Below are 18,280 nucleotides of genomic sequence, written 5' to 3'. Positions count from 1 at the left end.
CCAACATGCTCGAAAAAACAACGAGAATGAACTATTTATTTGATTTTTATCAATCGTTGTTAACGCAAAAACAAAGAAGTTATATGTCGCTTTATTATCTAGATGATTTATCTCTTGGTGAAATTGCGGAAGAATTTGATGTAAGTCGCCAAGCCGTGTATGATAACATTAAACGGACTGAAGCGATGCTTGAAGAATATGAAGAAAAATTAGTATTACTTCAAAAGTTTCAAGAGCGACAGCGACTTGTTGCAAAGCTAAAACAGCTAATCAGCGAAGAAGAGCATGTAAATGAAGAAATGAAACAAGTTGTTGAAGCTATCGAAAAATTAGATTAGGAGGGCGGCAATATGGCATTTGAAGGATTAGCCGACCGACTTCAACAGACAATGCAAAAAATCCGCGGCAAAGGAAAAGTTTCTGAAGCCGATGTGAAAGAAATGATGAGAGAAGTTCGTCTAGCTCTTTTAGAAGCAGATGTTAACTTTAAAGTAGTAAAAGATTTTGTGAAGCGTGTGTCTGAACGTGCTGTCGGACAAGATGTAATGAAAAGTTTGACACCTGGACAACAAGTAATTAAAGTTGTACAGGAAGAACTTACAGAACTTATGGGCGGAGAGCAAAGCAAAATTGCTGTTGCTAATAAGCCACCGACTGTTATTATGATGGTTGGTCTGCAAGGTGCGGGTAAAACAACGACGACAGGTAAGCTTGCGAATTTGCTTCGTAAAAAGCATAACCGTAAACCGATGCTTGTTGCAGCGGATATTTACCGTCCAGCAGCGATTAAACAGCTTGAAACATTAGGGAAGCAATTGGACATGCCTGTATTCTCTTTAGGAGATCAAGTAAGTCCTGTTGAAATTGCGAAACAAGCGATTGCAAAAGCAAAAGAAGATCATCACGATTATGTTTTAATCGATACAGCGGGTCGCCTGCATATTGATGAAGAACTAATGGATGAATTAGCGAAAGTTAAAGAAGTTGCGAAACCGGATGAAATTTTCCTTGTTGTCGATGCGATGACGGGACAAGACGCGGTAAATGTTGCGCAAAGTTTCCATGAACAGTTAGGTTTAACAGGTGTTGTATTAACGAAATTAGATGGTGATACGCGCGGTGGTGCTGCATTATCTATTAAGGCTGTAACAAACACGCCGATTAAATTTGCTGGTATGGGTGAAAAACTAGATGCAATTGAAGCGTTCCATCCAGAGCGTATGGCATCCCGTATTTTAGGGATGGGCGATGTCTTAACATTGATTGAAAAAGCGCAAGCTACAGTTGATGAAGAGAAAGCGAAAGAACTTGAGCAAAAAATGCGTACGCTTTCGTTTACGCTTGACGATTTCCTAGAACAACTTGGACAAGTGCGTCAACTTGGGCCGCTTGATGAATTGTTAGGAATGCTTCCTGGTGCAAATAAAATTAAAGGGCTGAAAAATGCACAAGTTGATGAAAAACAAATTGGGCATATTGAGGCAATTATTCGTTCTATGACTAAATTAGAACGAGAACAACCGGAAAGAATCAATGCTAGTCGCAAAAAGCGCATTGCCAAAGGTAGCGGTACAACTGTACAAGAAATCAATCGTCTAATTAAACAATTCGATGACATGAAAAAAATGATGAAGACGATGACGGGAATGCAAAAAGGTAAGAAAAAAGGACTAGGTGGATTGAAGTTTCCATTCATGTAAGGAAAAAAAGATGGCTCTGTTAAGAAAAAATACTTTACAAAGCAATAGTCTTTTTGCTAATATAATTATCTGTGTGAAATAAATTCGGAGGTGCTTTATAAATGGCAGTTAAAATTCGTTTAAAACGTATGGGAGCTAAAAAAACTCCTTTCTATCGTGTAGTTGTTGCAGATTCTCGTTCTCCTCGTGACGGACGTTTCATTGAGGAAATCGGAACTTACAATCCAGTTGCTCAACCAGCTGAAGTTAAGATCAACGAAGAAGCAGCATTAAAATGGTTAGGAAATGGTGCTAAACCATCTGATACAGTTCGTAACTTATTCTCTAACCAAGGTATCATGGAGAAATTCCACTTATCTAAACAAGGTAAGTAATTGAGGCAATGACTATGAAGAAGTTAGTCGAGACGATTGTCAAGCCTCTTGTCGATTATCCTGAAGATGTAAAAGTTACACAGGAACTTTGCAACGGAGAGATAAAGTATCGATTAACTGTACATCCTGAGGATGTTGGAAAAGTCATTGGAAAGCAAGGGAGAGTTGCGAAAGCGATTCGAATGCTCTTGTATTCAGTGGGACATCATAATGATGAAAAAGTAACACTGGAAATTCAATAAACGTAAAAAAGGGCGAGGAGTTATTCCTCTCCCTTTTTTAACATTTAAATAGAGAGTGCATGTTCCATCTGTGAAATGGAGATGCTTAATTTATATAGAAACCAGGGGTGACATACTATTTATGACAAAATGGTTTAATGTAGGGAAAATTGTAAATACTCATGGCGTAAGAGGAGAAATCCGTGTTATTTCTCGTACTGATTTTCCAGAAGAGCGATATAAAGTAGGAAACACGTTATACATATCGAATGAGAAAGGCACAGACTACCTTCCGGTGAAGGTAACTTCTCATCGCCAACATAAGACATTCGATTTATTAACATTTGAAGGATATAACAATGTAGATGAAGTAGAGAAGTTTAAAGGTTCTTTAATAAAAGTACCAGAAGAGCAGTTAGGTGAACTTGCTGAAGGTGAATACTACTATCATGAAATTATTGGTTGCAGTGTTGTAACGGAAGAAGGAGAAGCGCTAGGGACAATCAAAGAGATTCTATCTCCTGGTGCAAATGATGTTTGGGTAATTAAACGCCCGAAGGGTCAAGATCTCTTAATTCCTTATATCGATGACGTTGTACTTCAAGTTAATATTGAAAATAAATTAGTAACCATTCATGTAATGGAAGGGCTGCTATAATGAAAATTGATATTTTAACGTTGTTCCCAGACATGTTTACCGGTGTATTTGGATCTTCTATATTAAAGAAGGCACAAGAAAAAGAAGCGGTAAACCTTCGTGTTGTTAACTTTCGTGATTATACAACAAGTAAGCATAATAGTGTAGACGATTATCCTTACGGCGGAGGAGCTGGTATGGTGCTTACTCCTCAGCCTATTTTTGATGCTGTAGAAGATTTGACGAAAGAGACAGAGCGTAAGCCTAGAGTTGTCTTAATGTGTCCGCAGGGCGAAAGATTTACGCAGAAGAAAGCGGAAGAGCTTGCAGGGGAAGAACATTTGATCTTCGTATGCGGGCATTATGAAGGGTATGACGAACGAATTCGTGAGCATCTCGTAACGGATGAGATTTCTATTGGTGACTATGTATTAACGGGCGGAGAATTAGCCTCTATGGTTATTACTGATAGTGTTGTACGTCTCTTGCCAGGTGTGCTAGGAAATCATGCTTCACAAGTAGAGGATTCGTTTAGTACAGGTTTATTAGAGCATCCTCATTATACACGTCCGGCTGATTTTCGTGGTATGAAGGTACCGGATGTATTAATGTCAGGGAATCATAAAAACATTGATGAATGGCGACATAAGGAATCTTTGCGTCGAACGTATACGCGTAGACCGGATTTGTTAGATGAGAGAGAGTTATCTAAACAAGAGAAAAAATGGCTTGAGGAAATAAAGCGAGAGCAGTAATAACTTCATATATTTGCTATTGCAACAGGCCTAGTAATATGCTATTATAACATTTGTGCTACTGAAATCAGTAGCCGTATTAACGATGTTCCGCTGTAATTTATTAAGACTTTATAAGAGCATCTGTTTAAAGGAGAGAATTTAATATGCAACAATTAATCGCAGAAATTACAAAAGGCCAATTAAAAACTGACCTTCCTTCATTCCGTCCTGGTGACACTTTACGTGTACACGTAAAAGTTGTTGAGGGAACTCGTGAAAGAATTCAGCTTTTCGAAGGTGTTGTAATTAAACGTCGTGGTGGCGGAATCAGTGAAACATTCACAGTTCGTAAGATTTCTTACGGTGTAGGTGTTGAGCGTACATTCCCAGTTCACACGCCAAGAATCGCGAAAATCGAAGTACTTCGCCGTGGTAAAGTACGTCGTGCTAAGTTATACTACTTACGTAACCTTCGCGGTAAAAAAGCACGTATTAAAGAAATTCGATAAGACATGTATGGGAGCTTGTAAATGCACAAGCTCCCTTTTTCCAATCTATATGAAATTTTGGTATAATACGAGCAGTTTACATAACCGTGGAGGGGAAATGCATGAAAAAAGAGAAGAGTTCACTTTGGGAATGGATTAAGGCAATTTTGATTGCTGTTGTATTAGCTGGTGTTATTAGACAGTTTTTCTTTGCGCCAATTCTCGTAGACGGGGTATCGATGGCACCTACTTTACATGATCGTGATCGAATGATTGTGAATAAAATTGGTTATCACATTGGAGATCCAAAACGCTTTGATATTATCGTATTTCGAGCAACAGAAGATAAAGATTACATTAAGCGCATTATAGGCCTGCCAGGCGATGAAATAGAGTATCGTAATGATAAACTGTATGTTAACGGAAAGGCTTATGAGGAGCCGTATTTAGACAAGCAGAAAAAGCAAATTGCTGACGGACCGCTTACATATGATTTTAATCTTGAAGAAATGACAGGCAAGAAAACCGTTCCAAAAGATCAATTATTTGTTTTAGGTGATAATCGTCGTTTTAGTAAAGATAGCCGTTCAATCGGTACGATTTCAATGGATCAAGTAATTGGTAAAGCTAATATGTTATATTGGCCGTTAGAAGACGCACGTATTGTGAAATAAATGAAAAAGAAGGTGGCAACATGGTAATTCAATGGTTTCCAGGGCATATGGCGAAGGCTAGACGCCAAGTAACGGAGAAATTAAAATTAATTGATGTTGTAATTGAACTTGTAGATGCTCGATTACCATTATCATCTCGAAACCCAATGATTGATGAAATCATTACACATAAGCCAAGGCTTGTTGTTTTAAATAAAGCGGATATGGCGGATGATCGTTTAACAAAACAATGGATCGCATATTTTAAAGAAAAAGGCCATATGGCAATTTCGATTAACGCGCAAGCTGGACAAGGTATGAAGGAAATTGCAGCAGCTTGTAAAGTGCTTGTTAAAGAAAAATTTGATAAAATGGTTGCAAAAGGTATTAGACCGAGAGCGATTCGTGCATTAATTGTAGGTATACCAAATGTTGGTAAATCTACATTGATTAATAAATTGGCAAAGAAAAATATTGCTAAAACAGGAGATCGTCCAGGTGTGACAACAGCTCAACAATGGATTAAAGTTGGGAAGGAAATGGAATTGTTAGATACACCAGGTATTCTGTGGCCTAAATTTGAAGATCAATTAGTGGGTCTTCGTTTAGCGACAACGGGTGCAATTAAAGATTCAATTTTAAATTTACAAGATGTAGCTGTTTACGCATTACGTTTTATGGAGAAACATTATCCAGAACGCTTGAAAGAACGCTATAATTTAAATGAGATTCCAGAAGATATTGTGGAATTATTCGATGCAATTGGAAAAAATAGAGGCTGCTTAATGGGCGGCGGAATGATTGATTATGATAAGACATCTGAGCTTGTGCTTCGTGAGCTTCGTGGTGGCAAACTTGGAAAAATGACGTTTGAAACACCGGAAGAGTTTGGAGAGCAAGTGGAAGATGTGGAAAAAATAGAAGAAGTATAAGACGTGCGTTTGTGCGTCTTTTCTTTTTGGATATGTTTAAAAAGGAGCTTGTATAAATGCAAACTATGACGATAAAAGAAGCGGAAAATGTATTGAAAGAAATTATGAATGAAGAAGATGATCGCTTTCAACTGTTAATGAAAGATGATCGAAAAGGTGTTCAAAAGCTCGTTTTGAAGTGGTATAAACAAAAAGAGTTAGAACAGAAAGAAAAAGAGAAGTTTTTTGAAATGTCCAAGTATGAAAATGCTTTGCGTGAAAAAGGGGTCACATATATCGCGGGTATTGATGAAGTAGGGCGCGGGCCATTGGCTGGGCCTGTTGTGACGGCAGCTGTCGTTCTTCCTGAGGATTTTTATATTCCAGGGTTAAATGACTCGAAAAAGTTGAGTGAAGCGAAACGTGAGCGTTTTTATGATGAAATAAAAGTACAAGCAATTGCAATTGGAGTAGGAATTGTATCACCGCAAGTTATTGATGACATTAATATTTACCAAGCAACGAAACAAGCGATGTTAGATGCAGTTGCAAATTTATCTTGTACACCTCAACATTTATTAATTGATGCGATGAAGCTTCCTACACCAATTCCGCAAACATCAATTATTAAAGGTGATGCGAAAAGTGTTTCGATTTCAGCAGCATCCATTATAGCAAAAGTAACGAGAGATCGTATGATGAAAGAACTGGGAGAGAAGTATCCTGAATATGGATTTGAGCAACATATGGGATATGGCACAAAGCAACATTTAGAGGCAATTGAAGTGCATGGAGTACTAGATGAACACCGCAAGTCATTCGCACCAATTAAAGATATGATTCAAAAATAAGCTGTAAATATACAGCTTATTTTTTTATTTTGGCATATAAACATTACTATTTTCGAAAAAGAATAAAGCGATTTCAGTTTTCTGACACTTTATTGTAGACAGCGTGCCAATCATCTTATACAATGGCAATGTAATGTTTTTTAAACATTAAAAAACTTTTCGAGTAAAACAGGAAAACAGGGGAGGATGGGACCATGAATATCCATGAGTACCAAGGTAAGGCAGTCCTTAGAAGCTATGGGGTTAGCGTTCCGAACGGGAAGGTTGCGTTTACAGTAGAAGAAGCTGTAGAAGCAGCGAAAGAATTAGGAACAGATGTATGTGTAGTGAAAGCACAAATTCACGCTGGTGGACGCGGCAAAGCTGGCGGAGTAAAAGTTGCGAAAAATTTAGATGAAGTTCGTACATATGCAGAAAGCATTTTAGGAACTACACTTGTGACACATCAAACAGGTCCTGAAGGTAAGGAAGTAAAACGCTTACTTATCGAAGAAGGTTGCGATATTAAAAAAGAATATTATGTAGGTCTAGTTTTAGATCGTGCAACTTCTCAAGTTGTTTTAATGGCGTCTGAAGAAGGCGGAACAGAAATTGAAGAAGTAGCAGAAAAAACACCTGAAAAAATCTTTAAAGAATATATTGATCCAGCAGTAGGCTTGCAAGGTTTCCAAGCGCGCCGAATTGCATTTAACATCAATATTCCAAAAGAGCTTGTAGGACAAGCTGTGAAGTTTATGATGGGCTTATATCGTGCGTTTATCGAAAAAGATTGCTCTATCGCTGAGATTAACCCACTTGTTACAACAGGCGAAGGTAAAGTTATGGCATTAGATGCAAAATTAAACTTTGATTCTAATGCGTTATATCGCCATAAAGACATTTTAGAGCTTCGTGATCTTGATGAAGAGGATTCAAAAGAAATTGAAGCTTCAAAATACGACTTAAACTACATTCCTTTAGATGGAAATATCGGTTGTATGGTTAATGGTGCAGGTTTAGCGATGGCTACAATGGATATCATTAAACATTACCACGGTGACCCAGCTAACTTCTTAGATGTTGGTGGCGGTGCAACTGCAGAAAAAGTTACAGAAGCATTCAAAATTATCCTTTCTGACAAAAATGTAAAAGGTATCTTCGTTAACATTTTTGGTGGCATTATGAAGTGTGATGTTATTGCAGAAGGTGTTATTGAAGCAACGAAACAAGTAGGTCTTGAGTTACCTTTAGTTGTACGTCTTGAAGGCACAAACGTAGAACTAGGTAAGAAAATTTTAAATGAGTCTGGCTTAAATATTGTTGCAGCAGAATCTATGGCAGACGGTGCACAAAAAATTGTTTCACTAGTGGGCTAATAGAAAGCGGGGGAGAAAAATGAGCGTATTAGTTAATAAAGATACAAAAGTTATTGTTCAAGGTATTACAGGTTCTCAAGGTTTATTCCATACAAAACAAATGATTGAATACGGTACGAAAATTGTCGGTGGTGTAACACCAGGTAAGGGCGGCACTGATATTGAAGGTGTACCAGTATTTGATACAGTAGAAGATGCAGTGAAAGCAACAGGCGCAAACGCTTCAGTTGTATACGTTCCACCCGCTTTTGCGGCAGATGCAATTATGGAAGCTGTTGATGCAGAAATTGATTTAGTAGTATGTATTACTGAAGGGATTCCTGTATTAGATATGGTAAACGTAAAGAGATATATGGCGGGTAAACATACACGTTTACTTGGACCAAACTGCCCAGGTGTAATCACACCAGATGAATGTAAGATTGGTATTATGCCAGGATATATTCATAAAAAAGGTCATGTTGGTATCGTATCTCGCTCTGGTACATTAACTTATGAAGCTGTACATCAGTTAACACAAGAAGGTATTGGCCAATCTACTGCTGTAGGTATCGGCGGAGACCCTGTTAACGGTACAGACTTTATTGATGCGTTAAAAGCATTTAATGAAGATGAAGAAACACATGCTGTAATTATGATTGGTGAAATCGGCGGTACAGCAGAAGAAGAGGCAGCTGAATGGGTAAAAGCTAATATGACAAAACCTGTCGTAGGCTTCATTGGTGGTCAAACAGCGCCTGCTGGCAAACGTATGGGCCATGCTGGTGCAATCATTTCTGGCGGTAAAGGAACTGCTGCTGAAAAGATTAAAACAATGGAAGCTTGTGGCATTAAAGTAGCTGAAACTCCAGCAGTTATGGGAGAAACGCTAATCTCTGTTTTAAAAGAAAAAGGTTTATTTGAGACTTGTAAAAACTATTAATCTGTTGAAAGACACCTTCTTACTTGAGGGTGTCTTTTTACACTTTTTTCTGTTTACATAATAAAAATTATGGGTAAGGAGAATCAAGATGACAAGAGAGAGATTATTACATGTTCATTACTTGCTAGCAGATTATTGGAAAGCGATGGAGAGGCTACTATATGTCGATCCAGAATTAAAGAACATATATAATTTTAACGAAAAACAAATGGAACACTACACTGGAATATCCTCGAAAAAATCTTCAGAACTAGTAAAATTTCTTCAAAATTCAAATCTTCCGCAATATATATCTTATTTAGAGAGAAATCGTATTTTTTATATAACGATATGGGATGAAGATTATCCGCAATTATTACGTGAAATACAAGACCCTCCCTTCGTTTTATATGGAAAAGGAGAGAAAGATTTCCTGAATAAAGTAAATAAATTAGCAGTTGTTGGAACGAGAGAACCATCATTATATGGTTATGAGAGTTTGAAGTTTATTTTACACCCTTTATTAGAAAGAGAGTGGCTTATTGTCAGTGGGTTTGCAAAAGGGATAGATACAATGTCTCATGAGATTACAGTAAGGCATCATTGCCCGACTATTGCGATATTAGGGCATGGATTGTCTTTTATGTACCCGAAAGAAAATAGACATTTATATGAAATGTGGAAGGAATATATATTGTTATTGACAGAGTATCCGCCGCACTATGCACCGAAAAAATGGTATTTTCCAAAAAGGAACCGGATTATTAGTGGTATAAGTAAAGGTGTTTTAGTTGTAGAAGCGAAATCGAGAAGTGGAACACTTATTACTGCAGACCTTGCGTTAGAGCAAAATAGAGAGGTGTTTGCGCTTCCTGGACCTATATTTGTAGAGGGGGCATCGGGAACGAATCATCTTATTCAGCAAGGAGCAAAACTAGTAAGAAATGCAGAAGATATCTTGGAAGAGATTTTAAATTAACCTTATATTTTTATGTTTTTATTAAACAATTATTGACAAATGGTAGATTGGCACTGTATGGTATATTCATTCTTGATTGACAAAAACAAGAGAAATCAATAAGATTAATGAAGACTTGAATCCACCTCTTAAGGAGGCACTAGCATGTCAGATTACCTCGTAATCGTGGAGTCGCCTTCTAAGGCGAAGACCATTGAGAAATATTTAGGGAAAAAATACAAAGTTGTCGCGTCTATGGGACATGTTCGCGATTTGCCAAAAAGTCAAATGGGGATAGAAGTAAAGAACAACTTCACCCCGAAGTATATTACCATTCGTGGTAAAGGTCCCGTCTTAAAAGATTTAAAATCAGCGGCGAAAAAAGCAAAGAAAGTCTATCTCGCGGCCGATCCAGACCGTGAAGGGGAAGCGATTGCTTGGCATTTAGCGAATACGTTAAATGTGGACGTTGAATCAGATTGTCGGGTTGTGTTTAATGAGATTACGAAAGATGCAATCAAAGAATCATTTAAACATCCTCGTGCAATTAATATGGATTTAGTGGATGCACAACAAGCAAGACGTATACTTGATCGTCTTGTTGGTTACAATATTAGTCCTTTATTATGGAAGAAAGTAAAAAAAGGATTAAGTGCAGGGCGTGTACAATCTGTAGCAGTTCGTTTAATCATCGAGCGTGAAAGGGAAATTCAAAACTTTGAACCTGAAGAATTCTGGACAATTAAAACAGAATTTGTAAAAGGAAAAGACACATTTGAAGCAAGCTTTTACGGTGTAGATGGTGAAAAAGTTCAATTAACAAATGAAACGCAAGTGAATGAAATAATTGAACAGATGAAAGACAATGCGTTTTCAGTTGAAAATGTAACGCGCAAAGAGCGAAAACGTAATCCTGCATTACCGTTTACAACATCTTCCTTGCAACAAGAAGCAGCACGTAAGTTAAACATGCGAGCAAAGAAAACAATGATGCTTGCACAGCAATTGTATGAAGGGATAGATCTTGGAAAACAAGGAACTGTAGGTCTTATTACGTATATGAGAACTGATTCAACACGTATCTCAGAAACAGCTCAAACAGAGGCTCGTACTTACATCACTGAAGCGTATGGTACGGAATACATAGGAACAGAAAAGAAGAAAGAAACGAAAAAGTCAAATGCACAAGATGCGCATGAGGCAATTCGTCCTACTTCAGTAATGAGAAAGCCAGAGGAACTAAAAAGTTTCTTAGGTCGTGATCAACTTCGATTATATAAATTGATTTGGGAGCGATTTGTTGCAAGTCAAATGGCGTCTGCTATAATGGATACTGTGACAGCGAGACTCATTAATAACAATGTTCAGTTCCGTGCAAGTGGATCGGTTGTAAAGTTCCCAGGATTTATGAAAGTGTATGTAGAGTCAAAAGATGATGGTGCTGAAGAAAAGGATAAGATGTTGCCACCTTTAGAAGTAGGGGAAACTGTATTTTCAAAGGATTTAGAACCAAAGCAACATTTTACACAACCTCCTCCGCGCTATACAGAGGCTCGCCTAGTAAGAACACTTGAAGAACTTGGAATTGGAAGACCGTCAACATATGTACCTACACTTGAAACAATTCAAAAGCGTGGGTATGTAGGTTTGGATAATAAACGCTTCGTTCCGACTGAACTTGGTGAAATAGTAATTGAACTTATTTTAGAGTTTTTCCCAGAAATTATTAACATTGAATTTACTGCCAATATGGAGCAAAGCCTTGATGAAGTAGAAGAAGGAAATGCGAATTGGGTAAAAATTGTTGATGATTTCTACGTAGGTTTTGAACCGCGTTTAGAAAAAGCGGAAAAAGAAATGCGTGAAGTGGAAATTAAAGATGAACCAGCTGGGGAAGATTGTGAATTATGTAATCACCCAATGGTCTTTAAAATGGGTAAATACGGGAAATTTATGGCTTGCTCGAATTTCCCAGATTGTCGTAATACAAAGCCGATTGTGAAAGAAATCGGTGTTACTTGTCCAAAGTGTGATAAGGGTCAAATTATTGAACGCCGTAGTAATAAAAAGAAACGTCTTTTCTATGGGTGCGGTACGTATCCGGAATGCGACTTTGTATCTTGGGATAAGCCAATTGGTCGTAAGTGTCCGAAGTGCGAAGGCATGCTTGTAGAGAAAAAGTTGAAAAAAGGCGTGCAAGTACAATGTATTTCGTGCGATTATGAAGAAGAACAACAAATGTGAGCGTAACTGCTCACATTTTTTTCGGGAAGAAAAGGAAAGGTGATATAAATGACAACACAAGTAGTAAACGTCATTGGCGCAGGTCTTGCAGGAAGTGAAGCAGCTTACCAAATTGCAAAACGTGGTGTCCAAGTTAGATTATATGAAATGAGACCGGTAAGGCAAACGCCAGCTCATCACACAGATAAATTCGCTGAATTAGTATGTAGTAACTCACTTCGTGCAAACACTTTAACAAATGCAGTTGGAGTTATTAAAGAGGAAATGCGCTTAATGGATTCTGTAATTATTCGTGCGGCGGATGAGTGCTCTGTACCAGCTGGAGGTGCTTTAGCTGTAGATCGTCATGAGTTCGCAGCTAAAGTAACAGAATACGTAAAGAACCATCCAAATGTAACTGTAATGAATGAAGAAATTACAGATATTCCAGAGGGACCGACAATTATTGCTACAGGTCCATTAACATCTCCTGATCTTTCTGCAAAATTGAAAGAATTAACAGGAGAAGATTATTTCTACTTCTATGATGCTGCAGCCCCAATCGTAGAAAAAGACAGCATTGACATGAATAAAGTGTATTTAAAATCGCGTTATGACAAAGGTGAAGCTGCATATTTAAATTGCCCAATGACAGAAGAAGAGTTTGATCGTTTTTATGAGGCTCTAATTGCTGCTGAGACAGTGCCTTTAAAAGAGTTTGAAAAAGAAATTTTCTTTGAAGGTTGTATGCCAGTAGAAGTTATGGCAAGTAGAGGGAGACAGACGTTAGTATTTGGACCTATGAAACCTGTTGGATTGGAAGATCCCAAAACAGGGAAAACGCCATATGCTGTTGTTCAGTTACGTCAAGATGATGCAGCGGGAACTTTATACAATATCGTAGGTTTCCAAACTCATTTAAAGTGGGGACCGCAAAAAGAAGTACTACAGTTAATTCCGGGATTGGAAAATGCAGAGATTGTACGTTATGGTGTAATGCATCGTAATACGTTTATTAATTCACCTAATTTGCTTCGTCCAACATATCAATATAAACAACGTGATGATTTATTCTTCGCTGGTCAAATGACTGGAGTAGAGGGATATGTTGAATCAGCAGCATCAGGATTATTAGCAGGAATTAATGCTGCGCGTCTTGTGCAAGGTGAAGAGCCAGTTGTATTACCGCCAGTAACTGCGATGGGTAGCATGGCAAATTACATTACGGCAACGAACGCTAAAAACTTCCAGCCGATGAATGCGAACTTCGGTCTATTTGCACCGTTAGAGAAGAAGATTAAAAAGAAAGCAGAACGAAATGAAGCGTACGCAGCACGCGCTTTAGAAACGATTCGAAATTTTGTAAATATTTAGTTAAATTTCTTGCAAAGGCTACTAAGTTGTGATACGATTTAGTAGCCTTTATTGAGGTGAGTTGTGTGAATGTGAAGAAATTGTTACAATTATTCGTTGGATATTTACAAATTGAAAGAAATTATTCAAAATATACAATTGCAAGTTATCAAAATGATTTAGAACATTTTGTGCAATTTATGGAACGAGAAGGCATATCCTCTTTTTTAGACGTTACATACGCGGATGTTCGTTTGTACTTAACGACGTTGCACGATGAAAAGTTAGCCCGTAAATCTGTCGCAAGAAAAGTATCAAGCTTACGAAGTTTATATCGTTTTTTGATGCGTGAAGGTTATCGAAAGGATAATCCGTTTGCACTTGCGTCACTCCCCAAAAAAGAATTGTCAATCCCAAAGTTTTTATATGCTGAAGAGTTAGAGGAATTATTTGAAGTTTCTGACACGGAAACGCCATTAGGTCAAAGGAATCAAGCTTTATTAGAGTTGATGTATGCGACTGGGATCCGTGTGAGTGAATGTGTCAATTTACAACTTACCGATATTGACTTTGCGGTGGGAACAATTTTAGTAATGGGAAAAGGAAAAAAACAAAGGTATATTCCGTTCGGAAGCTATGCGCAAGATTCTTTAATTACTTATATAGAGAATGGGAGAAAACAGTTAGTTAATAAGACTGACGAAGATTCTCATATGGTATTTTTAAATGCGAAAGGTACACCGCTAACAAGTCGTGGGGTTCGTTATGTTTTAAATGAACTCATTAAAAAGGCTTCGCTGACAATGCGGATAAGTCCCCATATGTTAAGGCATACATTTGCTACACATATGCTAGATGAAGGGGCGGATTTACGTACTGTACAGGAGCTATTAGGCCATGAAAATTTGTCGACGACACAAATTTATACGCATGTCTCTAAAGAAAGATTGCGTTCTGTTTACATGAAGCATCACCCGCGGGCATAAATTGCTTTAAAAGCTATAAAAACAAATAAAGGAGTTTTTTCTATGGGAAATTTCCACGCTACAACGATATTTGCAGTTCATCATAATGGAGAATGTGCAATGGCTGGAGATGGCCAAGTGACAATGGGAAATGCTGTTGTAATGAAACATACAGCTCGTAAAGTTCGTAAACTTTTCCAAGGTAAAGTTTTAGCTGGTTTCGCAGGATCAGTTGCTGACGCATTTACTCTTTTTGAAATGTTTGAAGGGAAATTAGAAGAGTATAATGGCAACTTGCAGCGTGCTGCTGTTGAAATGGCAAAACAATGGCGTGGCGATAAAATGTTACGTCAGCTAGAAGCGATGCTCATTGTCATGGATAAAACAACTATGCTCCTTGTTTCAGGTACAGGAGAAGTGATTGAACCGGATGATGGTATTTTAGCAATTGGATCTGGTGGGAATTATGCACTTTCTGCAGGTCGTGCTTTAAAGCAATATGCAAGTGAACACTTAACAGCGAAGCAAATTGCGAAAGCGAGTTTAGAGATTGCTGGCGATATTTGTGTTTATACGAATCACAACATAATTGTTGAAGAATTGTAGAATCGTAAGGGAGGCATTTTATATGCATTTACATTTTACTCCGCGCCAAATTGTGGAAAAATTAGATCAATACATCATCGGTCAAAAAGACGCAAAGAAAGCGGTTGCTGTAGCGTTGAGAAATCGATATCGCCGCAGTAAATTAGCTGAAAATTTACGTGACGAAATTGCACCTAAAAATATTTTAATGATTGGACCGACAGGTGTTGGGAAAACAGAGGTAGCACGACGAATGGCGAAACTCGTTGGAGCACCTTTTATTAAGGTTGAGGCTACAAAATTCACAGAAGTTGGATATGTGGGTAGAGATGTAGAGTCGATGGTACGTGACTTGGTGGAAACATCGGTTCGTATCGTAAAAGAAGAAATGGTAGTGAAAGTTCAAGATAAAGCAGAAGAGCAAGCGAATCAACGTCTTGTTGAAATTTTAGTGCCGAGTCCGGAGAAGCAATCTGGATTCAAAAATCCATTAGAGATGCTTTTTGGAGGCGCTCAAAATTCGAATCAAACGTCTGATACACAAGAAGATGTTGAAATCGAAAAGAAACGTCAAGATGTGGAGAGAAAGCTTGCTGCAGGGCTTCTTGAAGAAGAAATTGTATCGATTGAAGTGACTGAACAACAGTCTTCTATGTTTGATATGTTACAAGGAACTGGCATGGAACAAATGGGAATGAATTTCCAAGATGCGCTAGGAAGTTTTATGCCGAAAAAAACGAAAAAACGTAAACTTTCTGTAAAAGAAGCAAGAAAACTCTTGACAAATGAAGAGGCACAGCGCTTAATTGATATGGATGAAGTTACACAAGAGGCTGTTTATCGTGCTGAACAGCTCGGGATTATTTTTATCGATGAAATTGACAAAATTGCTGGTAAGCAGTCGAATAGCGTAGATGTATCACGTGAAGGTGTGCAACGTGACATTCTGCCAATTGTAGAAGGATCGAATGTTGCGACAAAATACGGATCAGTAAAAACGGATTATATTTTATTCGTTGCAGCTGGAGCGTTCCATATGTCTAAACCGTCGGATTTAATTCCGGAATTGCAAGGGAGATTTCCGATTCGAGTAGAATTAACAAAATTATCGACAGACGATTTTGTTAAAATATTAATCGAGCCTGACAATGCGTTAATTAAACAATATATGGCATTATTAGCGACTGAAGGTATAGAAATTGAATTTTCAGACGAAGCTATTCGTAAGATTGCTGAGATTGCTTATCAAGTTAATCAGGATACAGATAATATTGGAGCAAGAAGACTTCATACGATTATGGAGAAGCTCCTTGAAGATTTATCGTTTGAAGCATCTGAAATTACGTTAGAGAAAATAACGATAACACCTCAATACGTTGAGGAGAAATTAGCAACAATTGCTAAAAATAAAGATGTGAGCCAGTTTATTTTGTAATAGTGTCATCAGGTGACTCGCCCTAGTTTCCAAGTGATGAAAAAATATGTGAGTAACATGTAGGAGGAACTTTTGAAATGGAATTATTAGCAAAAACGAGAAAATTAAATGCGTTATTACAGAGCGCAGCAGGGAAGCCTGTAAACTTTAGAGAAATGTCTGACACAATGTGTGAAGTAATCGAAGCAAACGTATTCGTAGTTAGCCGTCGTGGTAAATTACTAGGTTATGCAATTCACCAACAAATCGAAAACGAACGCATGAAGCAAATGCTTGCAGAACGTCAATTCCCAGAAGAATATACACAAAGCTTATTCAACATTACAGAAACATCTTCAAACTTAGATGTGAACAGTGCTTACACAGCATTCCCAGTAGAAAACAGAGAATTATTCGGTCAAGGTTTAACTACAATCGTACCAATCGTTGGTGGCGGTGAGCGTCTAGGTACATTAGTATTAGCTCGTCTTGGTCAAGAGTTCTTAGATGATGATTTAATCCTTGCTGAGTACAGCTCAACTGTTGTAGGTATGGAAATCTTACGTGAAAAAGCAGAAGAAATCGAAGAGGAAGCGCGTAGTAAAGCTGTTGTTCAAATGGCAATCAGCTCATTATCTTACAGTGAGTTAGAAGCAATTGAGCATATCTTCGAAGAATTAAATGGAACAGAAGGTTTACTTGTTGCAAGTAAAATTGCTGATCGCGTAGGAATTACTCGCTCTGTAATCGTAAATGCACTACGTAAATTAGAAAGTGCTGGTGTTATTGAGTCTCGCTCTTTAGGTATGAAAGGAACATACATTAAAGTGCTAAACGACAAGTTTCTACAAGAACTTGCTAAATTAAAAACAAACTAATTTATAAAAAACTCTCCTCAATTGAGGAGAGTTTTTTTTTGCAATGGATAGAAGATGCTTGTGAAAAGTGTCATAAGCGTGTTTTCTGGGAAAACTATTAATTGTATTTACTTTTTTGCTTAAAAGAAAAGAAGGTTGGTAATACTAGAATTCGAGTATGAACAAAGAAAGTTTTACATTGTTCGCATTTTCGACTTGATTGTAATATTTCAGTATGATATAGTAAGCAGTGGTGTCAGTACAAAGTACACACGTTTACTGATTTAAGTGTTGGTGCTACGTTTGTAGTTTCGCTTAGAGATGAAGTAAACGGAGGATATCAAAAACCATTTAGGAGGAACTATATTATGTCAGTAATTTCTATGAAGCAATTGCTTGAAGCTGGTGTTCATTTCGGACATCAAACTCGTCGTTGGAACCCAAAAATGAAGCGTTACATTTTCACAGAGCGTAACGGTATCTACATCATCGACTTACAAAAAACTGTGAAAAAAGTTGAGGAAGCTTACAGAACGATGCGCGACATCGCTGCTGAAGGCGGAGACATCTTATTCGTAGGTACTAAAAAACAAGCACAAGAAGCTATTAAAGAAGAAGCAACTCGTGCTGGTATGTACTTCGTTAACCAACGTTGGTTAGGTGGAACTTTAACAAACTTCCAAACAATCCAAAAGCGTATCAAGCGTCTTAAAGACATCGAAAGAATGCAAGAAGATGGTACTTTCGAAGTACTTCCTAAGAAAGAAGTTGTTCAACTTAAAAAAGAGTTAGAGCGTCTTGAGAAATTCTTAGGCGGTATTAAAGATATGAAAGGTCTTCCAAGTGCATTATTCGTAGTAGACCCTCGTAAAGAGCGTATTGCAGTTGCTGAAGCACGCAAATTACACATTCCAATCATCGGTATCGTTGATACAAACTGTGATCCAGACGAAATCGATCACGTTATCCCAGCAAACGATGATGCAATTCGTGCTGTAAAACTTCTTACATCTAAAATGGCAGACGCGATCCTTGAAGCAAAACAAGGTGAAGAAACTGTTACTGCGTAACAAAGTTGGAAAGGTGATAAGGGGTTC

Annotated in this window: 20 protein-coding genes; all 20 read left to right on the top strand. The window is 37.8% G+C overall.

What is annotated here, in order from left to right:
• Positions 1-5: 5 nt before the first annotated feature.
• The 20 genes from BLT20_RS19700 to rpsB all read left to right on the top strand — a co-directional run bounded on the left by BLT20_RS19700 (position 6) and on the right by rpsB (position 18,253).
• Positions 6-338 (top strand): putative DNA-binding protein, encoded by a 333-nt coding sequence (locus tag BLT20_RS19700; protein WP_000891062.1) that lies wholly within the window; start codon positions 6-8, stop codon positions 336-338.
• Positions 339-350: 12 nt separating this feature from the next.
• The gene (gene ffh, locus BLT20_RS19695) at positions 351-1,700 is read left to right on the top strand and encodes a signal recognition particle protein (protein ID WP_073339767.1); all 1,350 of its coding nucleotides are present in this window, start codon (positions 351-353) and stop codon (positions 1,698-1,700) included.
• A gap of 101 nt (positions 1,701-1,801) precedes the next feature.
• On the top strand, positions 1,802-2,074 hold the full coding sequence (gene rpsP / locus BLT20_RS19690) for a 30S ribosomal protein S16 (RefSeq protein ID WP_000268750.1): 273 nt from the start codon (positions 1,802-1,804) through the stop codon (positions 2,072-2,074).
• A 14-nt stretch (positions 2,075-2,088) separates the two neighbouring features.
• Positions 2,089-2,316, top strand: a complete 228-nt coding sequence (locus tag BLT20_RS19685) for a KH domain-containing protein (RefSeq protein WP_000737401.1) — start codon at positions 2,089-2,091, stop codon at positions 2,314-2,316.
• 121 nt (positions 2,317-2,437) lie between these two features.
• A complete protein-coding gene (gene rimM / locus BLT20_RS19680) occupies positions 2,438-2,953 on the top strand; it encodes a ribosome maturation factor RimM (RefSeq protein WP_000170278.1) in 516 nt (171 codons plus the stop codon).
• Positions 2,953-3,687 carry a tRNA (guanosine(37)-N1)-methyltransferase TrmD gene (gene trmD, locus BLT20_RS19675; protein ID WP_000686903.1) on the top strand — a complete coding sequence of 245 codons (735 nt, stop codon included), beginning with the start codon at positions 2,953-2,955 and terminating at the stop codon, positions 3,685-3,687. Before rimM ends, trmD begins: the two co-directional genes overlap by 1 nt.
• A gap of 146 nt (positions 3,688-3,833) precedes the next feature.
• Complete coding sequence (gene rplS / locus BLT20_RS19670) at positions 3,834-4,178, top strand: 50S ribosomal protein L19 (protein WP_001186516.1); 345 nt, start codon at positions 3,834-3,836, stop codon at positions 4,176-4,178.
• A 101-nt stretch (positions 4,179-4,279) separates the two neighbouring features.
• Positions 4,280-4,831 (top strand): signal peptidase I, encoded by a 552-nt coding sequence (gene lepB, locus BLT20_RS19665; protein WP_000711853.1) that lies wholly within the window; start codon positions 4,280-4,282, stop codon positions 4,829-4,831.
• Positions 4,832-4,851: 20 nt separating this feature from the next.
• The gene (gene ylqF, locus BLT20_RS19660) at positions 4,852-5,742 is read left to right on the top strand and encodes a ribosome biogenesis GTPase YlqF (RefSeq protein WP_000236704.1); all 891 of its coding nucleotides are present in this window, start codon (positions 4,852-4,854) and stop codon (positions 5,740-5,742) included.
• 56 nt (positions 5,743-5,798) lie between these two features.
• On the top strand, positions 5,799-6,572 hold the full coding sequence (locus tag BLT20_RS19655) for a ribonuclease HII (RefSeq protein ID WP_001194265.1): 774 nt from the start codon (positions 5,799-5,801) through the stop codon (positions 6,570-6,572).
• 194 nt (positions 6,573-6,766) lie between these two features.
• On the top strand, positions 6,767-7,927 hold the full coding sequence (gene sucC, locus BLT20_RS19650; RefSeq protein ID WP_001020791.1) for an ADP-forming succinate--CoA ligase subunit beta: 1,161 nt from the start codon (positions 6,767-6,769) through the stop codon (positions 7,925-7,927).
• Positions 7,928-7,946: 19 nt separating this feature from the next.
• Complete coding sequence (sucD, locus tag BLT20_RS19645) at positions 7,947-8,849, top strand: succinate--CoA ligase subunit alpha (RefSeq protein ID WP_000115178.1); 903 nt, start codon at positions 7,947-7,949, stop codon at positions 8,847-8,849.
• An 88-nt stretch (positions 8,850-8,937) separates the two neighbouring features.
• On the top strand, positions 8,938-9,807 hold the full coding sequence (gene dprA / locus BLT20_RS19640) for a DNA-processing protein DprA (protein ID WP_000196438.1): 870 nt from the start codon (positions 8,938-8,940) through the stop codon (positions 9,805-9,807).
• A 144-nt stretch (positions 9,808-9,951) separates the two neighbouring features.
• Positions 9,952-12,030, top strand: coding sequence for a type I DNA topoisomerase (gene topA, locus BLT20_RS19635; protein WP_001286963.1), 2,079 nt, complete (start codon positions 9,952-9,954; stop codon positions 12,028-12,030).
• Between the two features lie 48 nt (positions 12,031-12,078).
• Positions 12,079-13,383 carry an FADH(2)-oxidizing methylenetetrahydrofolate--tRNA-(uracil(54)-C(5))-methyltransferase TrmFO gene (gene trmFO / locus BLT20_RS19630; RefSeq protein WP_000213002.1) on the top strand — a complete coding sequence of 435 codons (1,305 nt, stop codon included), beginning with the start codon at positions 12,079-12,081 and terminating at the stop codon, positions 13,381-13,383.
• 65 nt (positions 13,384-13,448) lie between these two features.
• Entirely contained in the window at positions 13,449-14,348 is a 900-nt protein-coding gene (gene xerC / locus BLT20_RS19625; RefSeq protein ID WP_001101243.1) for a tyrosine recombinase XerC, read from the top strand.
• A gap of 42 nt (positions 14,349-14,390) precedes the next feature.
• Positions 14,391-14,933 carry an ATP-dependent protease proteolytic subunit HslV gene (gene hslV / locus BLT20_RS19620; protein ID WP_000526272.1) on the top strand — a complete coding sequence of 181 codons (543 nt, stop codon included), beginning with the start codon at positions 14,391-14,393 and terminating at the stop codon, positions 14,931-14,933.
• A gap of 22 nt (positions 14,934-14,955) precedes the next feature.
• Entirely contained in the window at positions 14,956-16,347 is a 1,392-nt protein-coding gene (gene hslU, locus BLT20_RS19615) for an ATP-dependent protease ATPase subunit HslU (protein ID WP_000550078.1), read from the top strand.
• Between the two features lie 77 nt (positions 16,348-16,424).
• Positions 16,425-17,204, top strand: a complete 780-nt coding sequence (gene codY, locus BLT20_RS19610; RefSeq protein ID WP_000421290.1) for a GTP-sensing pleiotropic transcriptional regulator CodY — start codon at positions 16,425-16,427, stop codon at positions 17,202-17,204.
• A gap of 347 nt (positions 17,205-17,551) precedes the next feature.
• The gene (gene rpsB, locus BLT20_RS19605; protein ID WP_000111485.1) at positions 17,552-18,253 is read left to right on the top strand and encodes a 30S ribosomal protein S2; all 702 of its coding nucleotides are present in this window, start codon (positions 17,552-17,554) and stop codon (positions 18,251-18,253) included.
• Positions 18,254-18,280: the final 27 nt, after the last annotated feature.

The sequence above is a fragment of the Bacillus sp. cl96 genome (genome assembly GCF_900100505.1).
GTDB lineage: Bacteria > Bacillota > Bacilli > Bacillales > Bacillaceae_G > Bacillus_A > Bacillus_A cereus.
Note: the sequence above shows the minus strand (reverse complement) of the source record. Positions and strands in the feature narration are given on the sequence as shown.

Coding starts and splice junctions, on each gene's coding strand:
- sucC (WP_001020791.1), top strand. CDS start 6,767: ATGAATATCCATGAGTACCAAGGTAAGGCAGTCCTTAGAAGCTATGGG.
- BLT20_RS19700 (WP_000891062.1), top strand. CDS start 6: ATGCTCGAAAAAACAACGAGAATGAACTATTTATTTGATTTTTATCAA.
- rpsP (WP_000268750.1), top strand. CDS start 1,802: ATGGCAGTTAAAATTCGTTTAAAACGTATGGGAGCTAAAAAAACTCCT.
- codY (WP_000421290.1), top strand. CDS start 16,425: ATGGAATTATTAGCAAAAACGAGAAAATTAAATGCGTTATTACAGAGC.
- hslV (WP_000526272.1), top strand. CDS start 14,391: ATGGGAAATTTCCACGCTACAACGATATTTGCAGTTCATCATAATGGA.
- rplS (WP_001186516.1), top strand. CDS start 3,834: ATGCAACAATTAATCGCAGAAATTACAAAAGGCCAATTAAAAACTGAC.
- topA (WP_001286963.1), top strand. CDS start 9,952: ATGTCAGATTACCTCGTAATCGTGGAGTCGCCTTCTAAGGCGAAGACC.
- dprA (WP_000196438.1), top strand. CDS start 8,938: ATGACAAGAGAGAGATTATTACATGTTCATTACTTGCTAGCAGATTAT.
- rimM (WP_000170278.1), top strand. CDS start 2,438: ATGACAAAATGGTTTAATGTAGGGAAAATTGTAAATACTCATGGCGTA.
- ylqF (WP_000236704.1), top strand. CDS start 4,852: ATGGTAATTCAATGGTTTCCAGGGCATATGGCGAAGGCTAGACGCCAA.
- hslU (WP_000550078.1), top strand. CDS start 14,956: ATGCATTTACATTTTACTCCGCGCCAAATTGTGGAAAAATTAGATCAA.
- sucD (WP_000115178.1), top strand. CDS start 7,947: ATGAGCGTATTAGTTAATAAAGATACAAAAGTTATTGTTCAAGGTATT.
- ffh (WP_073339767.1), top strand. CDS start 351: ATGGCATTTGAAGGATTAGCCGACCGACTTCAACAGACAATGCAAAAA.
- BLT20_RS19685 (WP_000737401.1), top strand. CDS start 2,089: ATGAAGAAGTTAGTCGAGACGATTGTCAAGCCTCTTGTCGATTATCCT.
- rpsB (WP_000111485.1), top strand. CDS start 17,552: ATGTCAGTAATTTCTATGAAGCAATTGCTTGAAGCTGGTGTTCATTTC.
- lepB (WP_000711853.1), top strand. CDS start 4,280: ATGAAAAAAGAGAAGAGTTCACTTTGGGAATGGATTAAGGCAATTTTG.
- trmFO (WP_000213002.1), top strand. CDS start 12,079: ATGACAACACAAGTAGTAAACGTCATTGGCGCAGGTCTTGCAGGAAGT.
- BLT20_RS19655 (WP_001194265.1), top strand. CDS start 5,799: ATGCAAACTATGACGATAAAAGAAGCGGAAAATGTATTGAAAGAAATT.
- trmD (WP_000686903.1), top strand. CDS start 2,953: ATGAAAATTGATATTTTAACGTTGTTCCCAGACATGTTTACCGGTGTA.